This is a genomic window from Prescottella sp. R16 (assembly GCF_030656875.1).
GTDB lineage: Bacteria > Actinomycetota > Actinomycetes > Mycobacteriales > Mycobacteriaceae > Prescottella.
In genome coordinates this window covers 3,050,023-3,072,481 of sequence record NZ_CP130943.1, presented here as the reverse complement: position 1 = coordinate 3,072,481, position 22,459 = coordinate 3,050,023, and the positions used below count along the sequence as shown (strand labels likewise).

Below are 22,459 nucleotides of genomic sequence, written 5' to 3'. Positions count from 1 at the left end.
GGATCCCGGAAAGGTCACGGTCCTATGAATCCCGCTCTCGCGGCAGGACTGCAGATCGCGCTGGTCGTCGCAGTCCTGGCGGTTCTGTACGTCCCCGTCGGTGACTACATGGCCAAGGTCTACACCACCGACACCGATCTCCGCTCCGGGGATCTGCGCATCGAATCCGTCCTCTACCGGGTCTGCCGGATCGACTCGCGGGCCGAGCAGACGTGGTACGGCTACGCCGGCAGCCTGCTCGGCTTCTCCGCGGCGAGCGTGCTGCTGCTGTATGCGCTGCAACGCATTCAGGGGGTGCTGCCGCTGAGCAACGGGCTCGGCGGGGTCAACCCCGCGGTCGCGTTCAACACGGCGGCGTCGTTCGTCACCAACACCAACTGGCAGTCGTACACCCCCGAGACGACGATGGGACACCTCACGCAGGCCGCCGGTCTCGCGGTGCAGAACTTCGTGTCCGCCGCCGTCGGGATGGCCGTCGCCGCGGCACTGATCCGCGGTATCGTCCGGGTCTCCCGGGGCGGCGAGATCGGCAACTTCTGGGTCGACCTCGTCCGCGGCTGCCTGCGAATCCTGCTGCCCATCGCGTTCGTCATCGCACTGATCCTGCTCAGCCAGGGCGTGATCCAGTCGTTCCACAGCGGTTTCGCGTCGACGGGTCTCGACGGCACCCCCGTCACCAACGCGCTCGCCCCCGTCGCCTCACAAGAGGCGATCAAGGAACTCGGCACCAACGGCGGCGGCATCCTCGCGGCCAACTCGGCGCACCCGTTCGAGAATCCGACACCGCTGAGCAACGTCGTGGAGATCCTCGCGATCCTGCTGATCCCGGTGAGCCTCACCCGCACGTTCGGCACCATGGTCGGCGACCGCCGGCAGGGGCTGACGCTCCTGTCGGTCATGTCGGTGCTGTACTTCGGTCTGCTCGCCGTCGTCCTCGCCGCCGAATCCGGGACGCGTGGCGTAGCCGCCGACGCGGCCGGAGCGATGATGGAGGGCAAGGAAGTTCGCTTCGGCATCCCCGGCACCGCACTGTTCGCGGTGACCACGACCGGCACCAGCACCGGTGCCGTCAACGCCGCCCACGACAGCCTCTCACCGCTCGGCGGCGGGGCGGCGCTGCTGGGCATGCTGCTCGGGGAGATCGCGCCCGGCGGGGTGGGGACCGGCTTGTACGGCATCCTGATCCTCGCGATCATCGCGGTGTTCGTCGGTGGTCTGCTCGTCGGCCGCACCCCCGAATACCTGGGCAAGAAGCTGGGGCAGCGCGAGATCACGCTCGCGGCGCTCTCGGTCCTCGTGATGCCCGCACTCGTGCTGGTCGGCACCGGGATCACCGTGATCCTCGGTTCCACCGTCGGCTACCTCGGCAACAGCGGCGATCCCGGCAGCCCGCAGTCCATCCACGGGTTCACCGAGGTGCTGTACGCGTTCGCGTCGGCGTCGAACAACAACGGCAGCGCGTTCGGCGGCCTCACCGTGACCAGCGACTGGTTCCAGACCGCGCTCGGCGTGTGCATGCTCCTCGGTCGCTTCCTGCCGATCCTGTTCGTCCTCGCACTCGCGGGCTCCCTGTCCGCGCAGCGCCGCACCACCGCCGGAGTCGGCACCCTGCCCACGTCCGGCCCCCTGTTCGCGGGCCTGCTCACCGGCACCGTCGTGCTGGTCGCGGCCCTCACCTTCTTCCCGGCCCTCTCGCTCGGGCCGATCTCGGAGGCGCTCCAATGAGTCTGCACACCGATGTGAAACCTCCTGTCGTGGAGGCCGCCTCGTCGGGCGACGACGGACCCGCATCCGTCCCGGCCGGCCTGTTCCACCCTCGGCAACTGCTCACTGCCCTGCCCGGTGCGGTGCGCAAACTCGACCCGCGCCACCAGGCCCGCAACCCGGTCATGTTCGTCGTCCTGGTCGGCTCGATCGTCACCACGGTCATGGCGATCGCCCGGCCGACGCTGTTCACGTGGCTCGTCGCCGCCTGGCTGTGGTTCACGGTCGTGTTCGCGAACCTCGCCGAATCCGTCGCCGAGGGCCGGGGCAAAGCGCAGGCCGCGAGCCTGCGGAAGGTCAAGCAGGACACCGTCGCCCGCCGGACGACGACGTCCGGTGCGGTCGAGGAGGTGTCGGCGTCCACCCTGAGGGTCGGCGACACCGTCGTCGTCGAGGCCGGCCAGGTGATCCCCGGTGACGGCGACGTGATCGACGGGATCGCCACCGTCGACGAGTCCGCCATCACCGGAGAGTCCGCGCCCGTGGTCCGCGAATCCGGCGGCGACCGGTGCGCCGTCACCGGCGGCACGACCGTGCTGTCCGACCGGATCGTCGTCCGGATCACGTGCGCGCCGGGTGAGTCGTTCGTCGACCGGATGATCGCGCTCGTCGAGGGGGCGTCCCGCAAGAAGACGCCCAACGAGATCGCACTGAACATCCTGCTGTGCGCGCTGACGATCGTGTTCCTGCTCGCGGTCGTCGCGGTCGGACCGATGGGCGAATACGCCGGTGAGGCGCAGGATCCGGTGAAACTCATCGCGCTGCTGGTATGCCTGATCCCCACCACCATCGGTGCGCTGCTGTCCGCGATCGGCATCGCCGGCATGGACCGGCTCGTACAGCGCAACGTCCTGGCCATGTCGGGGCGCGCCGTCGAGGCGGCCGGCGACATCGACACGCTGCTCATGGACAAGACCGGCACCATCACCTACGGCAACCGGCGGGCCACCGCACTGTATCCGGCGCCGGGGGTCTCCGACGACGAACTGGCCGCCGCCGCACGGTTGTCCAGCCTCGCCGACGACACCCCGGAGGGGCGCAGCATCGTCGAACTGTGCGCGCAGCGGTACGGGCTGCCCACCGAACCGGCCGAGCACGAGCGGGCCGCCGAGTTCGTGCCCTTCACCGCACAGACCCGGATGAGTGGCCTCGACATCGCGGCCCCGACGGGCCCGCAGCAGATCCGCAAGGGTGCCGGTGACTCGGTGCGCGCGTGGGTGTCCGGGTTCGGCGGCGACCTCGACCCGGCCGTGTCCGGTGCCGTCGAGCAGGTCGCGCTCGCGGGCGGCACCCCGCTCGTCGTGGCGGTCGCCGAACGCGGCACGGCGTCGATACTCGGCGTGATCGCACTGACCGACGTCGTCAAACCCGGTATCGCGGAGCGGTTCGCGCAGTTGCGGGCGATGGGCATCCGGACGGTCATGGTGACCGGCGACAACCCACTCACCGCGCGGGCCATCGCACAGGAGGCGGGCGTCGACGACTTCCTCGCCGAGGCGACCCCGGAGGACAAACTCGACCGCATCCGGACCGAACAGGAGGGCGGCCGGCTGGTCGCGATGACCGGGGACGGCACCAACGACGCCCCGGCGCTGGCGCAGGCGGACGTCGGTGTCGCGATGAACACCGGCACGTCGGCGGCCAAGGAGGCCGGCAACATGGTCGATCTCGACTCCGACCCGACCAAGCTGATCGAGGTCGTCGAGATCGGCAAACAGCTGCTCATCACCCGGGGTGCGCTCACCACGTTCTCGCTCGCGAACGATCTCGCGAAGTACTTCGCGATCCTGCCGGCACTGTTCAGCAGCATCTACCCGCAGCTCGCGGTACTGAACGTCATGCACCTGGCCTCGCCGCAGTCGGCGATCCTGTCGGCGGTGATCTTCAACGCGCTGGTCATCGTCGGACTGATCCCGCTGGCGCTCAGGGGAGTCCGCTACCGGCCGGCGTCGGCGTCGACGCTGCTCGGCCGAAACCTGCTGATCTACGGCCTGGGTGGTGTCGTCACACCCTTCGTCGGTATCTGGCTGATCGACCTCGTCGTCCGCCTCGTCCCTGGAATCGGGTGAAACCGCAATGCGATTCGGAATCGGAATTCTCAGACAGGTGCGGACCGGGCTGCTGGTCCTGCTCGCGCTCACCGTCGTCCTCGGTGGGCTCTACCCGGCCGCGGTGTGGGGGGTGTCCCGGCTCTCGTCGGGGTCGGCGGAGGGCTCACCGGTGACCGACGCGTCCGGATGCGTCGTCGGCAGCCGGTGGCTCGGCGTGGACCCGCAGGTCGCGGCCGGTGCACCGGACCCGTTCTTCCACAACCGCGTCGTCGGCTCGGTGGCCGACGGCAACCCGTTCGCGACCGGGGACCCGGCCGCCGGCCTGCCCACCAACCAGGGGCCGAGCAGCGAGATCCTCGCCGGGTTCGTACAGGCCCGGCGGGACGCGATCGCCGCCCGGGAACACATTGCTCCCGAACAGGTTCCGGCCGACGCTGTCACCGGGTCGGGATCCGGGCTGGACCCGCACATCTCGCCCGAGTACGCGGCCCTGCAGGTGCCGCGCGTCGCGAAGGCTACCGGACTGGGCGAGGACCGGGTACGGGAACTGGTCGCCGCCCACACCGACGGACGGCAGCTCGGATTCCTCGGATCCGAACGGGTGAACGTACTGGAACTGAACGCGGCCCTGGGGCTCACCGCACCTGGATGCGACCCGGCCGCGCACGGTGAATGATGGCGGAGTGAGCAACCTCGAGCAGTCGCGTCCGACCCGGCGCGGCGAGCTGCGGATCTACCTCGGTGCCGCACCCGGTGTCGGCAAGACGTACGCGATGCTGGGGGAGGCGCACCGGCGGCGGGAACGGGGACGCGACGTGGTCGCGGGCGTGGTGGAAACCCACGGCCGCACCCGCACCGCCGAACAGCTCGCGGGACTCGAGACGGTGGCACCGAGGATGGTCGCCTACTGCGGCACCGCGATGCCCGAACTGGACGTGGACGCGGTGATCGCGCGTCGGCCCGCGGTGGTGCTGGTCGACGAGCTCGCGCACACCAACACCCCGGGCAGCCGCAACGCCAAGCGGTGGCAGGACGTCGACGAGATCCTCGACGCCGGCATCGACGTCCTGTCGACGCTCAACGTGCAGCATCTCGAAAGCCTCGGCGACGTGGTCGAACAGATCACCGGGGTGACGCAGCAGGAGACGGTGCCCGACGAGGTGGTGCGGTCGGCGGCGCAGGTGGAGCTCGTCGACATCACACCGGAGGCGTTGCGGCGCAGACTTTCCCACGGAAACGTGTACGCCGCCGACAAGGTCGATGCGGCGCTGGGCAACTACTTCCGGCGCGGAAACCTCACGGCGCTGCGCGAACTCGCGCTGCTGTGGGTCGCCGACCAGGTGGATGCGGCCCTCGCGAAGTACCGTGCGGAGAACCGGATCACCGACACGTGGGAAGCACGGGAACGGGTCGTCGTCGCCGTCACCGGCGGACCCGAGTCGGCGACCTTGATCCGGCGGGCGAGCCGCATCGCGGGCCGGGCGAGCGCGGAACTGATGGTCGTGCACGTGGTGCGCGGCGACGGGCTGGCCGGAGTGTCGCCCGGCGACATGGGCAAGGTGCGTGCGCTGGCCGCCGGTGTCGGGGCGAGCGTGCACAACGTCGTCGGCGACGACGTCCCCACCACCCTGCTCGAGTTCGCCCGCGAGGTCAACGCCACCCAGTTGGTGATCGGTACGTCCCGGCGGTCGCGGTGGATGCGGATCCTCGACGAGGGGATCGGCGCGTCGATCGTCCAGCAGTCGGGGACGATCGACGTCCACATGGTCACGCATGCCGAGGCCGCGACCCGCCGACGGCTGTCCGTACTGGGGCGTCACGAACGCCGGCTGGTGTCGTGGCTCGCGGCGGTCGGGGTGCCGTCGATCGCGGCGATCCTCATGGGCGTCGTCGACCGGTACGCGGGCGTCGGCGGCCAGAACGCGCTGTTCTTCGTCGTGGTGCTCGTCGTCGCGCTGCTCGGGGGGATCGGCCCGGCGATCCTGTCGGCGCTCGTCTCCGGGCTGCTGCTCAACTATTTCTTCACCAGCCCGCTCTACAGCTTCACGATCGCGCAGCCGGAGAACTTCATCACCACGATGGTGCTGCTGGTCGTCGCGGTCGCTGTCGCCGTCCTCGTCGACGCGTCCGCGAAACGCGCCCGGGAGGCGCGGCGGGCGTCGCAGGAAGCGGAACTGCTGGCCCTGTTCGCGGGGTCGGTGCTGCGCGGCGCGGACCTGCCGGCGCTGCTCGAGAAGGTGCGGGAAACCTATGCGCAGCGCGGAGTCAGCGTCGTCCGGCACGGCACCGGGGTGATCAGCGCGGCCGGTGACAGGCCCCCGGCGACCGTCGACGCCGCCGACACCGTGTGCGAGGCCGGCGACGGCGAGTACACGCTGCTGCTCGCGGGCAGCGAACTCGGCGCCCGCGACCGCAAGGTGCTGTACGCGGTCGCGAACCAGGCCGTCGGCCTGATCCGGCAGCGACAACTCGCGGAGGAAGCGAGCCGGGCGCAGGCCCTCGCGGAGGCGGACCGGCTGCGCCGCTCCCTGCTCTCGGCCGTCAGCCACGACCTGCGCACCCCACTCGCCGCGGTGAAGGCCGCGGTGTCGAGCCTGCGCAGCGACGACATCGAATTCTCCCCCGAGGACACCGCCGAACTGCTCGCCACCATCGAGGAATCCGCCGACCAGCTGACCGCCCTCGTCGGGAACCTGCTCGACTCGTCCCGGCTGGCCGCCGGTGTCGTGAAGCCGACGCTGCGCCGGGTGTACCTCGAGGAGGTGGTGCACCGGGCGCTCGTCGGCGTCGGCTACGGCGCGCCGGGGACAGCGCAGCGGATCCGGGACCGGGTGAAGGTGGAGGTCGGCGGCGCCACCGCGATGGCCGACGCGGGACTGCTGGAACGGGTGATCGCGAACCTCGTCGACAACGCCCTGCGGTACGCGCCGGACCGGCCGGTGCGGATCGGGGCGGCGCGGGCGGGGGACCGGATGACGCTCACCGTCGCCGACACCGGGCCGGGACTCGCACCGGGCGCCGACGAGCAGATGTTCGACGCGTTCCAGCGGCTCGGCGACCGCGACACCACCAGCGGTGTCGGGTTGGGGCTGTCGGTGGTGAAGGGATTCGTCGAGGCGATGGGTGGGACGGTGCAGGCCACCGACACCCCCGGCGGCGGACTGACGATGGTGGTGGAACTGGCGGCCTGCCCGGCTGCCACGGCGGAAGGAACGGCATGACCCGGGTCCTGGTGGTCGACGACGAGCCACAGATCCTGCGCGCACTGCGGATCAACCTGAGTGTCCGCGGCTACGAGGTGACGACGGCGTCGACCGGGGCGGCGGCGCTGCGGGCGGCGGCCGAGAAACATCCCGAGGTGATCGTCCTGGATCTCGGGCTGCCCGACATCGACGGCATCGAGGTCCTCGCCGGCCTGCGCGGCTGGTGCACGGCCCCGGTGATCGTGCTGTCGGCGCGCACCGATTCGTCGGACAAGGTGGAGGCCCTCGACGCCGGCGCCGACGACTACGTCACGAAACCGTTCGGGATGGACGAGTTCCTGGCCCGGCTGCGGGCCGCGGTCCGGCGCGGTGCCGCCGCCACCGAGACGAGCGAACCCGTCGTCGTCACCGACGCCTTCACCGTCGACCTGGCCGCGAAGACCGTCACCCGCGACGGCACCGAAGTGCATCTGACGCCCACCGAATGGGGCATGCTCGAGATGCTGGTCCGCAACCGGGGCAAACTCGTCGGACAGAAGGAGCTGCTGCGCGAGGTGTGGGGTCCGGCATATGCCACCGAAACCCACTATCTGCGCGTCTACCTCGCCCAGCTGCGCCGCAAACTCGAGCAGGACCCGTCGAAGCCGCGGCACCTGATCACCGAGACCGGAATGGGCTACCGCTTCCAGGTGTGAGCACCGATCGTGACACTTTCGTGAACGAGACCAGCCGGTACGTGGGTGGCGATCGAAGGCGATCGTCGTAGATAGTTTTCGAGTGGATTCACTCGTCGATCTGATCGCGGACGTCAACGACACCTACTGGTACGTCGTCATCGCCCTGCTCGTGGGCCTGGGACTGTACTTCACGGTGCGGTCCCGGTTCGTGCAGATCCGGCTCCTGCCGGACATGCTGAGGTCGGTCACCGAGGGCGCCGAGACCCTGCCGGACGGCACCAAGGGCATCTCGGCGTTCAAGGCGTTCTCGATCTCGGCGGCGTCCCGCGTCGGCACCGGCAACATCGCCGGCGTCGCGATCGCGATCAGTATCGGCGGGCCCGGCGCCGTGTTCTGGATGTGGGTCATGGCGATCCTGGGCGCCTCCAGCGCGTTCATCGAGTCCACCCTCGCCCAGCTGTACAAGGTGCGTGACAAGGACGGCGGCTTCCACGGCGGCCCCGCCTACTACATGCTGCACGGCCTGCGGAAACGCTGGATGGGCGTGCTGTTCGCGGTGGTCATCACCATCACCTACGGGTTCGTGTTCAACGCCGTGCAGACCAACTCGATCGTCGACGCCGTCAACACGTCCCTCGACACCGACGGCAACGGTGCGGCGGTCGTCGTCGGCCTCGTGGTCGCGGGCCTCACGGCGGCCGTCATCTTCGGCGGTGTGCGACGCATCTCCACGGTGTCGAGCATCGTCGTCCCCGTCGTCGCGGGCGCCTACATCCTCATGGCATTGCTCGTGGTGGCCCTCAACATCACCGAGGTGCCCGGCATGTTCCGGCTCATCGTCGAGAACGCGTTCGGCATCCAGGAAGTGGTGACCGGCGGGTTCGCGGCCGCCTTCATGAACGGCATCCGCCGCGGCCTGTTCTCCAACGAGGCCGGCATGGGTTCGGCGCCCAACGCCGGCGCCACCGCGGCCGTGTCGCACCCCGTCAAGCAGGGCCTCGTCCAGAGCCTCGGTGTGTACTTCGACACGCTGCTGGTGTGCACGGCGACCGCGTTCATCATCCTGCTGTCCGATCCCGAGTACGGGACTCGCGCCGGCGCGTCCCTCACCCAGAACGCGCTCGCCGCCCAGCTCGGCGGCTGGACCGTCCACTTCCTCACCGTCGCGATCTTCTTCCTCGCATTCACCTCCGTGATCGGCAACTACTACTACGGCGAGACGAACATCGAGTTCCTCACGCCGTCACGCCGGGTCCTCACCTGGTTCCGGGCCCTCGTCGTGGTGTGCGTGTTCGCGGGTGCGCTCGGCTCGGTGCCGCTGGTGTGGGGTCTGGCCGACCTGGTGATGGGTGTCATGGCGACCGTCAACCTCGCGGCGCTGCTGCCACTGTCCGGGATCGCGTTCCTGCTGTTCCGGCACTACAGCAAGCAGAAGGCCGCCGGCCAGGACCCGACGTTCCACCGCGACGAGATCCCGGAGATCACCGGCATCCAGGTGTGGGAGCCGCCGACCGTGTCGGACGCGGATGGCAGGATCACGTCTCATGGCTGAACAGAGCACCGCACCCACCGAGCTGTGGGTCGAACGGACCGGCACCCGCCTCTACACGGGACGCAGCTCCCGCGGCGCCGAGGTCCGCATCGGGTCGGAGTCGGTCGACGGCGTCTTCACGCCCGGCGAGCTGCTGAAGATCGCCCTCGCCGCCTGCTCGGGTATGAGCTCGGACTTCCCGCTGTCGCGCCGTCTCGGCGACGACTACGACGCCACCATCCGCGTCTCGGGCGCCGCGGACCGCGAGAACGAGGTGTACCCGCACCTCGAGGAGACCCTCGAACTCGACCTCAGCGAACTCGACGCCGACGCGCAGGAGCGTCTGGTCGCCCTCGTCGAACGGTCCGTCGACAAGGTGTGCACGGTCGGTCGCACGCTCAAGGCCGGCACGAAGGTGACGCTGACCGTCACACGGGACTGACGGGGGCCGCATGAACGACACCGCACGGCTGACCGCCTGGGTACACGGGCGGGTGCAGGGCGTCGGCTTCCGCTGGTGGACCCGGGCTCGCGCACTCGAACTGGGTCTCGTCGGGCACGCCACCAATCAAGCCGACGGGCGGGTGCTGGTGATCGCGGAAGGCCCGCGCGGGCAACTCGACCGGCTGCTCGCGCTGCTCCGGTCCGGGGAGACCCCGGGAACCGTCACCCTCGTCGTCGACCAATTCGACGCACCGCGCGGCGGTCTGTCCGGATTCGTGGAGCGGTAGGACACACGTGCATCTGAAGAGTCTGACGTTGAAGGGCTTCAAGTCCTTCGCGTCCGCGACGACTCTGCGGTTCGAGCCCGGCATCACGTGCGTCGTCGGACCCAACGGCTCCGGCAAGTCCAATGTCCTCGACGCTCTGATGTGGGTGATGGGAGAGCAGGGCGCCAAGGCGTTGCGCGGCGGCAAGATGCAGGACGTCATCTTCGCCGGCACCGCGGGCCGTCCCGCACTCGGCCGCGCCGAGGTGACCCTCACGATCGACAACTCCGACGGCGTCCTGCCCATCGACTACTCCGAGGTGTCGATCACGCGGCGCATGTTCCGCGACGGCGCCGGCGAATACGAGATCAACGGCAACTCGTGCCGGCTCATGGACGTCCAGGAACTGCTGTCCGACTCCGGTATCGGCCGGGAGATGCACGTCATCGTCGGGCAGGGACAGCTGGCGGCGATCCTCGAATCCCGGCCCGAGGAACGACGTGCGTTCATCGAGGAGGCCGCGGGCGTCCTCAAGCACCGCAAACGCAAAGAGAAAGCGGTCCGCAAGCTCGACGCGATGCAGGCCAACCTGGCCCGGCTCACCGACCTCACCGCCGAACTGCGCCGCCAGCTCAAACCGCTCGGCCGGCAGGCGGAGGTGGCGCGCCGCGCCCAGACCGTGCAGGCCGACCTGCGCGACGCCCGACTACGCCTGGCCGCTGACGACCTCGACACCCGCCGCACCGAACTGGCCGACCAGAGCCGCGACGAGACCCTGATCCGTGAGCAGCAGCAGACGGTCGCTGCCGCACTCGACGCTGCGACCGCCGAACTCCGCGGCCACGAACAGGCCCTCGCCCGGCTCACCCCGCAGGCCGACACCGCCGCCCAGACCTGGTTCCGGCTGTCCGCGCTCGCCGAACGGGTGAGCGCCACCGTCCGGATCGCCGCCGAACGCGCCCGCCACCTCGACACCGAACCGGACACCGGTCGCGGCCAGGACCCCGACGAGATGGAGGCCCGCGCCGACCGGATCGCGGCCGAGGAGACCGAACTCGCCGCGGCCGTCGAGATCGCCCGCGGCATGCTCGACGCCGCCCGCGAACAGCTCGCCGAACGGGAGGACGCCGCCGCGGACGCCGAACGTGCGCACCTGGCCGCGGTACGGGCCGTCGCCGACCGCCGTGAGGGCCTGGCCCGGCTCGCCGGGCAGGTCGACACCCTGCGTTCCCGCGCCGACGCCGCTGCTACCGAGGTCGCCCGCCTCGACACGGCGATCGCCGACGCCCGGCAGCGCGGCGACCTCGCGCAGTCCGAGTTCGACGACGCCGTCACCGCCGCCGCCGACCTCGAGGCGAGCGAGATCGGACTCGACGAGCAGCACGAACGTGCCGTCGCCGCACTCGAACTCGTCACCGGGCGGGTCACCGAGCTACGCACCGCGGAACGGGCCGCCGGACACGAGGTCGCGTCCCTGACCGCACGGATCGACGCGCTCGCGATCGGCCTCGAACAGCGGGACGGCGCCGCGTGGCTCCTCGACCACCACGACGGGAAGATCACCGGTCGGGTCGCCGAACTGCTGCACGTGCAACCGGGATTCGAGGCCGCCGTCGCCGCCGTCCTGGGACCCGCCGCCGATGCGCTCGCCGTCGCCACCGCCACCGACGCGGTCACCGCGATCGACGCACTCGCGGCCGGCGACGGCGGCCGGGCCGCACTGCTGTTCCCCGCCGGAAACCCTCCCACGGCCGCACCCCCCGACCTTCCCGGTGCGGCTCGGTGGCTCGCCGACGTCGTCACCTGCCCCGACACCGTGCGGTCCGCGGTCGACGCCCTGCTGGCCGGGGTGGCCGTCGTCGACACCGCGGCGGACGGCGTCGCGCTCGTCGGGCAGACGCCGGCGACCCGGGCCGTCACCCGCAGCGGCGACCTGATCGGACCCGGCTGGCTGGTCGGCGGCACCGAACGCCGCCCGAGCACCCTCGAGGTGCAGGCCGCGATCGACGCGTCCACCACCGCCCTCGCCGACGCGCGGCAGCGCGCCGAAGAACTGACGGCCGCGCTCGCCGGGGCCGTCGCCGAACAGGCCGACCGCGCCGAGGTGGCCGGGCAGACCCTCGCAGCCCTGCACGAATCCGATGCCGCACTCACCGCCGTCTACGAGCAGCTGGGCCGGCTCGGCCACACGGTGCGGGTGGCCCGAGCCGACACCGACCGTCTTCTCGCGCACCGCGACGACGCCGAGACCGGACGCGACGACACCCTCGCGGCGCTCGCCGACCTCGAGGAGCGGCTGCGCCTCGCCGAGGAGAGTACGGGCGGCACCGACATCGACGGGGAGGGCGCCGGCACCGACCTCGAACGCGAGACTGCGGCCGCGGCCCTCGCGGAGGTGCGGGCCGTCGAGGTCGAGGCCCGGCTCGCGGTGCGCACCGCCGAGGAACGCGCCGAATCGGTACGCGGCAAAGCGGATTCGCTGCGACGGGCGGCGCAGGCCGAACGCGACGCGCGGGCCCGCGCCGAACACGCCCGACGGGCCCGGCAGTCCGCGGCCGCCGTCGCCGCGGCCGTCGCCGAAGCCGGGGCCGAGGTCGCGTCCCGCCTCGAACAGGTGGTGGCGGACGCCGCCGCGCACCGCGACGACCTGACCCGGCTGCGCACCGTGCACGCCGAACAGGTCGAGACCGGTAAGGAACACGTCCGGCAACTGACCGCGCAGATGGCGGCACTCACCGACGCCGTCCACCGCGACGAGGTGGCCCGCGCGCAGGCCGCGCTGCGCATCGAAGCACTCGAGGCGACGATCGTCGAGCAGTACGCGATCGCCCCCGACGACCTGATCGCCGAATACGGGCCCGACGTGCCGCTACCGCCGTCGGAACTCGAACTCGCCGAATACGAGCAGGCCCGCGAGCGTGGCGAGCAGGTCGTCAAACCCGCACCAGTCCCGTACGACCGGGCCACCCAGGAACGTCGCGCCAAGCGCGCCGAGAAGGATCTCGCGACACTCGGCAAGGTCAACCCGCTCGCGTTGGAGGAGTTCGCGGCCCTCGAGGAGCGCTACACGTTCCTCTCCACGCAACTCGAGGACGTCAAAGCGGCCCGCAAGGATCTGCTCGGGGTGGTCGCCGACGTCGACGCCCGCATCCTGCAACTGTTCACCGACGCCTACGCCGACGTCGAACGCGAATTCGTCGACGTGTTCGCCGCCCTGTTCCCCGGCGGCGAGGGCCGCCTCGTGCTCACCGACCCGTCCGACATGCTCACCACCGGCATCGACGTCGAAGCCCGCCCACCCGGCAAGAAGGTCAAACGGCTCTCCCTGCTGTCCGGCGGCGAAAAATCGTTGACCGCCGTCGCGATGCTCGTCGCGATCTTCAAGGCCCGCCCGTCCCCGTTCTACGTCATGGACGAGGTGGAAGCCGCCCTCGACGACACCAACCTGCGACGGCTCATCGGACTGTTCGAGCAGCTGCGGGAAAAATCGCAGCTCATCGTCATCACCCATCAGAAGCCGACCATGGAGGTCGCCGACGCCCTCTACGGCGTCAGCATGCGCGGCGACGGCATCACCACCGTCATCTCCCAACGCCTCCGCGGACACGACTTGACCGCGTCGGGCTGATCGCCCGCACCCCGCCCAGCCTGACAGGATGTGGGGGTGACTACCGGAGCCTGGATAGCAATAGCGGCCGTACTGGCCGTCCTCATCGTGGCACTCGTCGTCGGCCTGATCGTGTCGCGGCGCCGCCGCATCACCCTCACCGCACCCGAGCAGCAGCCCGAACTCGAGAAGCCGAAGGACCGGTCGGGCGGCTATCAAGCCGGCGGCGGATTCAACTTCAGCCAGGGGCCGACGGCCACCGCGCCCCCGACCGCGCCGCCTGCCGCGCCCAAGACCCCGGCCGCCCCGCCGGTCGTGCCGCCCGTGGTGCCACCGGTTCCGCCGGTGGTCGAGAAGCCGGCACCCGAGCCAAAGCCGGAGCCGAAGCCGGAGCCGGTCGTCGAAGAGCCGGTGGTCGAGAAGCCGGCACCGGAACCGACGGCCCTCGAACCCGAACCGGTCGTCGATGCTGCGGCGCCCGTCGTCGAACCCGAGGCGCCCGCCGCGCCCGAGCCGGTGGTCGAACCGGAACCCGAGCCGGTCGTCTCGCCCGAGCCGGTCGTCGTGGAGCCGGTCGTGGTGGAGCCCGAGCCGGAGGTTGTCCCGGCCCCGGCGATCGAGGAGATCGAGCCCACCGAGGGGCGTCTGGATCGTCTGCGTGGCCGGTTGTCGCGGTCGCAGAACGCGGTCGGCAAGTCTCTGCTGGGTCTGCTCGGTGGCGGCGACCTGGACGAGGACTCGTGGGAGGAGGTCGAGGACACGCTGCTGATCGCGGACCTCGGCACCGCGACCACGACGAAGGTCGTCGAGCGGCTGCGGGAGCAGATGGCGTCGCGGGGTGTGCGCACCGAAGCCGACGCCCGTGCCCTGCTGCGGGAGGTGCTGATCGAGGAGCTGCAGCCGCAGATGGACCGCTCGATCCATGCGCTGCCACACGGTGATCATCCGGCGGTGCTGCTGGTGGTTGGCGTGAACGGCACCGGCAAGACCACCACCACCGGCAAACTTGCCCGCGTTCTCGTCGCCGACGGCCGACGCGTCCTGCTCGGCGCCGCCGACACGTTCCGTGCCGCCGCCGCCGACCAGCTGCAGACGTGGGCCGAACGGGTCGGCGCCGAGGTGGTGCGCGGCAAGGAAGGCGGCGACCCGGCCGCGATCGCGTTCGACTCGGTCGCCAAGGGCATCGAGGACGGCGTCGACTGTGTCCTCATCGACACCGCCGGCCGCCTGCACACCAAAACCGGTCTCATGGACGAACTCGGCAAGGTCAAGCGCGTCGTCGAGAAGAAAGCCGTCGTCGACGACGTCCTCCTCGTCCTCGACGCGACCGTCGGCCAGAACGGCCTCATGCAGGCCCGCGTGTTCGCCGAGGTCGTCGACATCACCGGTGTCGTACTCACCAAACTCGACGGCACCGCCAAGGGCGGCATCGTCTTCCAGGTCCAGCACGAACTCGGTGTGCCCGTGAAACTCGTCGGCCTCGGTGAGGGCGCCGACGACCTCGCCCCGTTCGAACCCGCCGCGTTCGTCGACGCGCTGCTCGGCTAGAAACAGCCCGATACGGCACTGCCCGGTCCCTGTTCAGGGGCCGGGCAGTGCCGCTTGCGGGGGCTCGGCGCCAATGGTGGATGGCAGTACGGGTCGTCCCCGCTCGCGCGGGGAATACGCAGACGTTCAGCTGTCCCTGGCAGCGACAACGGGGTCATCCCCGAGAGAGGGATCGCGCCTGCAATCGATAAGACTGCCAGCGTCCGCTGGAATCTGTCGACTGTGCGCAACTCGATGCGTCCGGTCCCCTGCTCCGGATCGCGCCGCGGTGGCCTGCCGGTGCCGTGCACTGTCGGAAACCCGATCGCAACACGTCCCGCCGGTCCGTTCACGTATCCGAAACGCGCCGACACCACAGCGGAAACACCGTGTGAGCAGTCTTTCGTGCAGACCGACAAGACTGACGAGGAGGCTCACGGTGGACTTTCCCGTTCTCGGAACCCCGGACACCGGGGATACGGCGTGGATGTTGATCAGTGCCGCATTGGTGCTGTTGATGACGCCGGGGGTGGCGTTCTTCTACGGCGGCATGGTGCGCGCCAAGAACGTCCTGAACATGATCATGATGAGTGTCGGCGCGATGGGTGTCGTCGGCGTGCTGTGGGTGCTGTTCGGGTACTCGATGGCGTTCGGCGACGACGTCGGCGGGGTGATCGGTGATCCGACACAGTTCTTCGGGTTGCGCGGCCTGTTCGGCGGACAGTATCTGGCGGACGCGGAAACCGGTGCTGCCGTGTCGATCCCGCTGGTCGGTACGATTCCGGCACTGGTGTTCGTGGCGTTCCAGGCGATGTTCGCGATCCTTACGGTCGCTCTCATCTCCGGTTCCGTCGCGGACCGTATGAAGTTCGGGGCGTGGCTGCTGTTCGCCGGTATCTGGGCGACGGTCGTCTATTTCCCGGTGGCGCACTGGGTGTTCGCGTTCGACGGGGTCACCGCCGCGACCGGTGGTTGGATCGCGAACAAGGTGGAGGCGATCGACTTCGCCGGTGGTACCGCCGTTCACATCAATGCCGGTGTCGCCGGTCTGGTGTTGGCGATCGTGTTGGGTAAGCGTCGCGGCTGGCCGCGCACCCCGTTCCGTCCGCACAATCTGCCGTTCGTGATGCTCGGTGCCGCGTTGCTGTGGTTCGGCTGGTTCGGGTTCAACGCCGGATCGTCCCTCGCCGCCAACGGTGTCGCCGGTGCCGCGTTCGTCACCACGATCGTCGCGACGTGTGCCGCGATGCTGGCGTGGCTGCTGGTGGAGAAGATCCGTGACGGGCACGCCACCACGCTCGGTGGGGCGTCGGGCATCGTCGCCGGCCTGGTCGCGATCACGCCGGCCTGCACGTCGGTGGACGTGCTCGGGGCGATCGTGATCGGTGTCGTCGCCGGCGCACTGTGTGCGCTCGCGGTGGGACTGAAGTACCGCTTCGGATTCGACGATTCCCTCGACGTCGTCGGCGTCCACCTCGTCGGTGGCCTGCTCGGCACCCTGCTGGTCGGATTCGTGGCCACCGACACCGCACCGGCCGGCGTGAACGGGCTGTTCTACGGCGGAGGATTCGACCAACTGTGGCGTCAGGGGGTCGGCGCGGGTGCGGTCCTGCTCTACTCGGCCGCCGCAACCACCGTCATCGCGCTTATCGTGAAAGCCACGATCGGACTGCGGGTCGGTGCCGAAGCGGAGGTTCGCGGAGTGGACGAGAGCGAGCACGCCGAGAACGCCTACGACTTCGTTGCACTCGCCGGAAGTCCGGTCCCGGGACGCACATCCGCGCCCGTCACTGTTGCCGCCAGGGAGGCATGAGGGATATGAAGCTCATCACCGCAATCGTCAAGCCGTTCACGCTCGAGGACGTCAAGACCGGGCTCGAGCAGGCCGGTGTCCTCGGGATGACGGTCAGCGAGGTCCAGGGCTACGGGCGGCAGAAGGGCCACACCGAGGTCTACCGCGGAGCCGAGTACTCCGTCGACTTCGTCCCGAAGGTGCGGGTCGAGGTCGTCGTCGACGACGCGGTCGCCGACAAGGTCGTCGACATCGTCGTCGAGGCCGCCCGCACCGGCAAGATCGGTGACGGCAAGGTGTGGGTCACCCCGGTCGAATCGATCGTGAGGGTGCGCACCGGGGAGCGGGGAGTGGATGCGATCTGACCCCCACGGGTCGGGAGCCGGTCACGACGCGGGCGATCTCGCCCGCGCTCGTGACCGACTGCTCTCCGGCACCGATCGCCGGCACCGTCTCGACGCCGCCGACCTGCGCGAGGCGCTCGTCGACCTGCACGAATTCTGGCTCACCACACGAGGACACGAACTCGGTGTCCGGCCCGACTCGGGTCTCGCGATCGTCGCGGTCGGCGGGCTCGGGCGCCGCGAGATGCTGCCGTACTCGGACCTCGACCTGATCCTGCTGCACGACGACGTCGACCCCGCCCAGCTGGCGTCGGTGGCCGAAAAGCTCTGGTATCCGTTGTGGGACGGGCACATCGGGCTCGACCACAGTGTGCGGACGGTGGCGCAGGCGCTGCGGGTCGCAGCGTCGGACCTGACCGCGACGCTCGGGATGCTCGAGGCCCGGCACATCGTCGGCGACGCCGACCTCACCGCCCTGCTCATCGGCGGCATCCGGCGACAGTGGCGCACCGGGATCCGTTCCCGTTTCGACGAACTCGTCGCGCAGGCACACGACCGGTGGGAGCGGAGCGGACAGATCGCGCACCGCGCCGAACCCGACATCAAGAACGGCCGGGGCGGGCTGCGCGACGTTCAACTGCTGAGCGCGCTGTCGATCGCGCAGCTCACCGACGGAGTGCCGGGCCTCGGCCCCGACACTCCCGGTGGTGGTCTCGCGTCCGCGCACCGGCGACTGCTCGACGTCCGCACCGAACTGCACCGGGTGGCCGGACGCCCCCGCGAACAGGTGCGGGCGCAGGACGCCGACGAGATCGGTGCCGCCCTGCGCATCGGGGACCGTTTCGATCTGGCCCGCACCCTCAGCGACAGCGCCCGCACTGTCGGCTACGCCGTCGACGTCGGGTTGCGCACCGCGGGGAACGCGTTGCCGCGCCGCGGGCTGTCGGCGTTGCGCCGCGGACCGCTGCGGCGTCCCCTCGACGAGGGCGTCGTCGAACAGGCGGGGGAGGTGGTGCTCGCCCGCGACGCCCGCCCGCGCCGCGATCCGGGTCTGCTGGTGCGGGTCGCGGCCGCATCCGCGTCGGCCGGGCTGCCGATCTCGGCGTCGACGCTGACCCGGCTCTCGGACCAGGCCCCCGAACTACGGCAGCCGTGGCCGTCCGGGGCGCTCGCCGACTTCCTCGTACTGCTCGGTTCCGGGCCGCGCGCGATCGGCACCATCGAAGCCCTCGACCGGACCGGACTGTGGGGGCGGCTGCTCCCCGAATGGGGTGCGGTGCGCGATCTGCCGCCGCGTGACGCCGTCCACACCTGGACCGTCGACCGGCACCTCGTCGAAACCGTCGCGCAGGCCGCGGCCCTCACCACCCGCGTCGCCCGGCCGGATCTGCTGCTGCTCGGGGCACTGCTGCACGACATCGGCAAGGGCCGCGGCGGCGACCACAGCGAGGTCGGGGCCGAACTGGCCGCGCAGATCGGGGCCCGGCTCGGAATGTGGCCGTCGGACATCGTCGTGCTCACGGCGATGGTGCGTCACCATCTGCTGCTGGCGCAGACCGCGACCCGACGCGATCTGGACGACCCGGCCACCGCGCACCTCGTCGTCGACCGGATCGGCGGCGACCCGATACTGCTCGAGTTGCTGCACGCGCTCGCCGAAGCCGACTCGCTCGCGACCGGACCCGGCGTGTGGGGGGAGTGGAAGGCGTCGCTCATCGGGGAACTGGTGCGCCGCTGCCGGCTCGTGATGGCGGGGGAACCGGACCCGGAACCGGACCCGATCGACCCGGCTCTCGTCGAGGTCGCCGCCCACGGCGGTATCCGGGTGGACTTCGAGCCGGGCGCCGCCGCCCACACCCACGTCGTGACGATCGTCGCGCCCGACACCCCCGGACTGCTGGCCCACGAGGCCGGGGTGCTGGCCCTGGCGTCGCTGCGGGTGCTGTCGGCGTCCGTCGGCCACCACGGGCCGGCGGCGATCAACCGGTTCGTCGTCGCCCCACGGTTCGGGGCGCCGCCGGACGCCGTGCTGCTGCGGCAGGACCTGCTGCGGGCGATCGCCGGGGACGTCGACGTCGTCGCCAGGCTCGACGACCGGGAACGGCAGAACCGGGAGAGCCGGGCGCTCGGCGACCGGACCGGGGCGGCCGTCCCCGTCCAGTACGCGCTGGCCCCGCCGCGGGTCCGCTGGTTCGACGGCCGTGACGGCGAGGTCGTCGTGGAGGTGCGCGCCGAGGACCGGCCGGGCCTGCTCGGACGCCTCGCGCGGGTGTTCGAGCAGCACGGCGCGGACGTGCGGTGGGCCACGGTGAACACGCTCGGTGCGACCGTCGTCGACGCGTTCGGTATTCACCTCGCCGACGACGACACCCGCGACCGGCTCGGGAAAGCCGTGCTGTCCGTGGTGCCGGCACCCCCAGCCGCTACCCTGGGCGGTGACCAGTAACGGCCTGCACCCAGACCAGAACAGAGCTCAGGAGCGCATTCGGTGTTCGAATCCCTTTCCGACCGGTTGACCGGAGCCCTCAAGGATCTGCGTGGCAAGGGTCGACTCTCCGGAGCCGACATCGACGCCACGTGCCGCGAGATCCGTCTCGCGCTCCTCGAGGCCGACGTCGCGCTCCCCGTCGTCCGGTCCTTCATCGCGAAGATCAAGGAACGGGCGAAGGGTGCCGAGGTCTCGGCGGCGCTCAACCCGGCGCAGCAGGTCGTCAAGATCGTCAACGAGGAACTCGTCGGCATCCTCGGTGGTGAGACGCGGCGCCTGCGGTTCGCGAAGACGCCGCCGACCGTCATCATGCTGGCCGGTCTGCAGGGTTCCGGTAAGACCACCCTCGCCGGCAAGCTCGCCAAGTGGCTCAAGGACCAGGGGCACACGCCGCTGCTCGTCGCGTGTGACCTGCAGCGTCCCGGCGCCGTCAGCCAGCTGCAGATCGTCGGTGAGCGCGCCGGCGCGGCCGTGTTCGCGCCGCATCCCGGCACGTCCATCGGTGGCGGCGAGAACCCGCTCGGCATCTCCGCCGCCGACCCGGTCGAGGTCGCCCGCGCCGGTGTCGAAGAGGCCCGCACCAAGCAGTACGACGTCGTCATCGTCGACACCGCCGGCCGTCTCGGTATCGACGAGGAGCTGATGGCGCAGGCCGCCGGCATCCGCGACGCCGTGCAGCCCGACGAGACGCTGTTCGTGCTCGACGCCATGATCGGCCAGGACGCGGTGCACACCGCGGAGGCGTTCAAGACGGGTGTCGGCTTCACCGGTGTCGTGCTCACCAAGCTCGACGGCGACGCCCGCGGTGGTGCCGCGCTCAGCGTCCGCGAGATCACCGGTGAGCCGATCCTGTTCGCGTCCACCGGTGAGAAGCTCGAGGACTTCGACGTCTTCCACCCGGACCGCATGTCCAGCCGCATCCTCGGCATGGGCGATGTGCTCACCCTCATCGAGCAGGCCGAGCAGGTGTTCGACGCCCAGCAGGCCGAGGCCACCGCCGCGAAGATCGGCTCCGGCGAGCTCACCCTCGAGGACTTCCTCGAGCAGATGATGGCCGTCCGCAAGATGGGCCCCATCGGCAACCTGCTCGGCATGCTGCCCGGCGCCGGGCAGATGAAGGACGCCCTCGCCAACGTCGACGAGAAGCAGCTCGACCGCATCCAGGCGATCATCCGCGGCATGACCCCGGCCGAGCGCGAGAACCCGAAGATCATCAACGCGTCGCGCCGCCTGCGTATCGCGAACGGCTCCGGTGTCAAGGTCTCGGACGTCAACCAGCTCGTCGACCGGTTCTTCGAGGCCCGCAAGATGATGGCCGCGATGGCCGGACGCATGGGCATGCCCGGATCCCGCAAGCAGATCAAGGGCAAGAAGGGGAAGAAGGGCAAGAAGGGCGGCCGCGGCCCCACCCCGCCGAAGATCAAGGGCGGCTTCCCCGGTGGCCTGCCGGGTGGCTTCCCCGGCGGAATGCCCGGCGGTATGCCGGCCGGATTCCCGGACCTGTCGAACATGCCGAAGGGTCTCGACGAGCTGCCCCCGGGCCTCGACGGTATCGACCTGTCGCAGTTCAAGTTCCCCAAGAAGTGAGCGCACTGCACCTGCGCGGTGTCGGCCTGCCCGACGAGCAGCCCGTCGACCTGTGGGTCGACGGCGATGTGTTCGTCGACGGCCCGGTGCCCGGCGCGCAGACGGTGTCGACGTCCGGCTGGATCCTGCCCGGCCTCGTGGACGCCCACTGCCACATCGGGATTCGGTACGGCGGCGGCGCCGAGGACCTGGACGGTGCGCTGGCGCAGGCCCGGACCGAACGTGACCGCGGGGTGCTGCTGGTGCGGGACGCCGGCTCACCCGTCGACACCCGCGGACTCGACGACGTCCCCGGGCTGCCCCGGATCATTCGTGCCGGACGGCACATCGCCGCCCCCAAGCGGTACATCCGCGGGCTGCCCGTCGACCTCGAGGACGAGTCGCAGCTGCCCGCCGAGGTGGTCCGGCAGGCGCATGCCGGCGACGGCTGGGTGAAGCTGGTGGGGGACTGGATCGACCGCGAGGTCGGCGATCTGGCGCCGCTGTGGAGCGACGCGGTGCTGGTCGAGGCGATCGCCGCAGCGCACGCCGTCGGGGCTCGGGTCACCGCGCACGTGTTCGGTGAGGACGCCCTCCCCGGGCTCATCGCGGCCGGGATCGACTGCATCGAACACGGCACCGGCCTCACCGACACCACCATCGCGATGATGGCGGAACACGGCACCGCACTCGTCCCCACACTGGTGAACATCGCGAACTTCCCCGAAATCGCCGACGGCGCCACCCGATTCCCCGTGTACGCCGCCCACATGCGTGATCTCCACGCCCGCGTGAACGACACCATCGGCGCCGCCCGCGACGCCGGCATCCCCGTCTACGCGGGCACCGACGCCGGCGGGCACGTGCAACACGGCCGCATCGCCGACGAGGTCGCCGCTCTGGGGAAGATCGGCATGACCCCCACCGAAGCACTCGGCGCCGCCTGCTGGAACGCGCAGGACTGGCTCGGCGGTGGCGGACTCGCAGCCGGTTCGCGCGCCGATTTCGTTGTGTACGAAGACGATCCGCGCACCGGGCCCGAGGTCCTGTCGCGGCCGTCGCTGGTCGTCGTCGGCGGCGACGTCGTGGTGGCGCGCGGGGCGTACGCCTGACGGTAGCCGTCGAACCTGTCGCAGGGCGTCTGCGACGGCCGCAGGGGTGATGCGGGCGGATTCGTTCTGCGACGGTGGGACTCGCCC

At 70.6% G+C, this 22,459-nt stretch carries 15 protein-coding genes; all 15 read left to right on the top strand.

Annotated features, from left to right (window positions below; all coding sequences use genetic code 11):
* The first annotated feature begins 24 nt into the window (after window positions 1-24).
* The 15 genes from kdpA to Q5696_RS14285 all read left to right on the top strand — a co-directional run bounded on the left by kdpA (window position 25) and on the right by Q5696_RS14285 (window position 22,372).
* Window positions 25-1,725 (top strand): potassium-transporting ATPase subunit KdpA, encoded by a 1,701-nt coding sequence (gene kdpA, locus Q5696_RS14355; RefSeq protein ID WP_305091994.1) that lies wholly within the window; start codon window positions 25-27, stop codon window positions 1,723-1,725.
* Window positions 1,722-3,833, top strand: coding sequence for a potassium-transporting ATPase subunit KdpB (gene kdpB, locus Q5696_RS14350; RefSeq protein ID WP_305091993.1), 2,112 nt, complete (start codon window positions 1,722-1,724; stop codon window positions 3,831-3,833). Before kdpA ends, kdpB begins: the two co-directional genes overlap by 4 nt.
* Before the next feature lie 7 nt (window positions 3,834-3,840).
* Window positions 3,841-4,491, top strand: a complete 651-nt coding sequence (locus tag Q5696_RS14345) for a potassium-transporting ATPase subunit C (RefSeq protein ID WP_305091992.1) — start codon at window positions 3,841-3,843, stop codon at window positions 4,489-4,491.
* Window positions 4,492-4,498: 7 nt separating this feature from the next.
* Window positions 4,499-7,036, top strand: a complete 2,538-nt coding sequence (locus Q5696_RS14340) for a sensor histidine kinase (RefSeq protein WP_305091991.1) — start codon at window positions 4,499-4,501, stop codon at window positions 7,034-7,036.
* A complete protein-coding gene (locus Q5696_RS14335) occupies window positions 7,033-7,713 on the top strand; it encodes a response regulator (RefSeq protein WP_305091990.1) in 681 nt (226 codons plus the stop codon). Before Q5696_RS14340 ends, Q5696_RS14335 begins: the two co-directional genes overlap by 4 nt.
* Window positions 7,714-7,795: 82 nt before the next feature.
* A complete protein-coding gene (locus Q5696_RS14330) occupies window positions 7,796-9,247 on the top strand; it encodes an alanine/glycine:cation symporter family protein (protein WP_305091989.1) in 1,452 nt (483 codons plus the stop codon).
* Window positions 9,240-9,668, top strand: a complete 429-nt coding sequence (locus Q5696_RS14325) for an OsmC family protein (protein ID WP_305091988.1) — start codon at window positions 9,240-9,242, stop codon at window positions 9,666-9,668. Before Q5696_RS14330 ends, Q5696_RS14325 begins: the two co-directional genes overlap by 8 nt.
* A 10-nt stretch (window positions 9,669-9,678) precedes the next feature.
* Entirely contained in the window at window positions 9,679-9,957 is a 279-nt protein-coding gene (locus Q5696_RS14320; protein WP_305091987.1) for an acylphosphatase, read from the top strand.
* A 7-nt stretch (window positions 9,958-9,964) separates the two neighbouring features.
* Window positions 9,965-13,564: a chromosome segregation protein SMC gene (smc, locus tag Q5696_RS14315; protein WP_305091986.1), complete on the top strand. Its 3,600-nt coding sequence runs from the start codon at window positions 9,965-9,967 to the stop codon at window positions 13,562-13,564.
* Between the two features lie 36 nt (window positions 13,565-13,600).
* Window positions 13,601-15,091 (top strand): signal recognition particle-docking protein FtsY, encoded by a 1,491-nt coding sequence (gene ftsY / locus Q5696_RS14310; protein ID WP_305091985.1) that lies wholly within the window; start codon window positions 13,601-13,603, stop codon window positions 15,089-15,091.
* A 466-nt stretch (window positions 15,092-15,557) separates the two neighbouring features.
* Window positions 15,558-16,883: an ammonium transporter gene (locus Q5696_RS14305; protein ID WP_370654936.1), complete on the top strand. Its 1,326-nt coding sequence runs from the start codon at window positions 15,558-15,560 to the stop codon at window positions 16,881-16,883.
* Window positions 16,884-16,888: 5 nt separating this feature from the next.
* The gene (locus Q5696_RS14300) at window positions 16,889-17,227 is read left to right on the top strand and encodes a P-II family nitrogen regulator (RefSeq protein WP_305095299.1); all 339 of its coding nucleotides are present in this window, start codon (window positions 16,889-16,891) and stop codon (window positions 17,225-17,227) included.
* A complete protein-coding gene (locus Q5696_RS14295) occupies window positions 17,217-19,652 on the top strand; it encodes a [protein-PII] uridylyltransferase (protein ID WP_305091983.1) in 2,436 nt (811 codons plus the stop codon). The genes Q5696_RS14300 and Q5696_RS14295 overlap by 11 nt, the downstream gene beginning before the upstream one ends.
* 42 nt (window positions 19,653-19,694) lie before the next feature.
* Window positions 19,695-21,281, top strand: a complete 1,587-nt coding sequence (gene ffh / locus Q5696_RS14290) for a signal recognition particle protein (protein ID WP_305091982.1) — start codon at window positions 19,695-19,697, stop codon at window positions 21,279-21,281.
* Window positions 21,278-22,372 (top strand): amidohydrolase family protein, encoded by a 1,095-nt coding sequence (locus Q5696_RS14285; protein WP_305091981.1) that lies wholly within the window; start codon window positions 21,278-21,280, stop codon window positions 22,370-22,372. Before ffh ends, Q5696_RS14285 begins: the two co-directional genes overlap by 4 nt.
* The last annotated feature ends 87 nt before the right edge of the window (window positions 22,373-22,459 follow it).

Bases quoted from the DNA above. Each gene is read 5' to 3' on its own strand.
- Q5696_RS14345 (WP_305091992.1), top strand. From the start codon at position 3,841: ATGCGATTCGGAATCGGAATTCTCAGACAGGTGCGGACCGGGCTGCTG.
- kdpB (WP_305091993.1), top strand. From the start codon at position 1,722: ATGAGTCTGCACACCGATGTGAAACCTCCTGTCGTGGAGGCCGCCTCG.
- Q5696_RS14325 (WP_305091988.1), top strand. From the start codon at position 9,240: ATGGCTGAACAGAGCACCGCACCCACCGAGCTGTGGGTCGAACGGACC.
- Q5696_RS14320 (WP_305091987.1), top strand. From the start codon at position 9,679: ATGAACGACACCGCACGGCTGACCGCCTGGGTACACGGGCGGGTGCAG.
- Q5696_RS14305 (WP_370654936.1), top strand. From the start codon at position 15,558: ATGTTGATCAGTGCCGCATTGGTGCTGTTGATGACGCCGGGGGTGGCG.
- kdpA (WP_305091994.1), top strand. From the start codon at position 25: ATGAATCCCGCTCTCGCGGCAGGACTGCAGATCGCGCTGGTCGTCGCA.
- Q5696_RS14300 (WP_305095299.1), top strand. From the start codon at position 16,889: ATGAAGCTCATCACCGCAATCGTCAAGCCGTTCACGCTCGAGGACGTC.
- Q5696_RS14335 (WP_305091990.1), top strand. From the start codon at position 7,033: ATGACCCGGGTCCTGGTGGTCGACGACGAGCCACAGATCCTGCGCGCA.
- Q5696_RS14295 (WP_305091983.1), top strand. From the start codon at position 17,217: ATGCGATCTGACCCCCACGGGTCGGGAGCCGGTCACGACGCGGGCGAT.